Below are 1,061 nucleotides of genomic sequence, written 5' to 3' on the forward strand. Positions count from 1 at the left end.
GCCGCGCTCAATTTGATATTCGCGTTCTGAGACGTCGTTGATCACGCAATAACCGGCGACGTGGCGCATCGCATCCGCTTCGCTGATGTAGCGCCCGCCCAGGCCGATCACCACGCCCAGCTCCACTTCCCAGTCGGTTTTCTGCGATCCGCGCGGGATCTCCACCCGGTCGTAGGGGCCGACCACCGCGCTGGTCCATTTGTTGAACACCACCGGTTCCTCAGGAATGGCCGCACCGGTCTCCGCCGCGTGATCGGCGTAATTCAGGCCGATGCAGATGAACTTGCCGATGCCGCCGACGCAGGCGCCGAGACGCGGCTGCCCCTCGACCAGCGGCAATGCGGCGCTGTCCAGCGCGCGCAGTTTGGCGAGCGACGCCGGCGATAACGCGGCGCCGCCCACGTCGGCGATATGCTGCGACAGATCGCGCAGGCGGCCCTGCTCATCCAACATGCCGGGGCGCTCTTGCCCGGGTTCCCCATAACGTAAAAGTTTCATGCGTTCCTCTCTCAAAAATGGCGGCTCAGTTGCTCCAGCCACCGTCGATGATCTGCACCGTTCCGGTGGTGTACGAGCTGGCGTCGGAGGCCAGATACAGCGCCAATTGGGCGATTTCCTCGGTGGTGCCGATGCGCCCGATCGGCTGACGGGCGACGAACGCCTGATACACCTCTTGCTCGCTGCGCCCCTGTTCGCGCGCCTGCTCGGCGATGCGCTGGCGCAGCGACGGCGATTCCACCGTGCCGGGGCAAATGGCGTTGCAGCGGATGCCCTGGGTGACGTAATCCGCCGCCACCGAGCGCGTTAGGCCGATCACCGCCGCCTTGCTGGCGCTGTAGGCGAAGCGGTTCGGCACCCCTTTCACGCTCGAGGCCACCGAAGACATGTTGATGATCGAGCCTTTGCCGCGCGCCAACATGCCCGGCAGGAAGGCGCGGATCATGCGGAACATCGCGGTGACGTTGAGATCGAGCGCGAACGCCCACTGATCTTCGCTGCAGTCGAGGATCGATCCGCTGTGCACCACGCCGGCGCAGTTGAACAACACGTCGATCGGGCCG

At 65.2% G+C, this 1,061-nt stretch carries 2 protein-coding genes; both read right to left on the reverse strand.

The features are described 5' to 3' along the window. Positions 1-453, reverse strand: a 453-nt coding sequence (locus ABT171_RS41775; protein ID WP_351252205.1) for a fumarylacetoacetate hydrolase family protein, incomplete at its 3' end; no start/stop codon positions are given. 70 nt (positions 454-523) lie between these two features. Then, positions 524-1,061, reverse strand: a 538-nt coding sequence (locus ABT171_RS41780; RefSeq protein WP_351252207.1) for an SDR family oxidoreductase, incomplete at its 5' end; no start/stop codon positions are given.

Source organism: Streptomyces sp. NPDC001851, assembly GCF_040297165.1.
GTDB lineage: Bacteria > Actinomycetota > Actinomycetes > Streptomycetales > Streptomycetaceae > Streptomyces.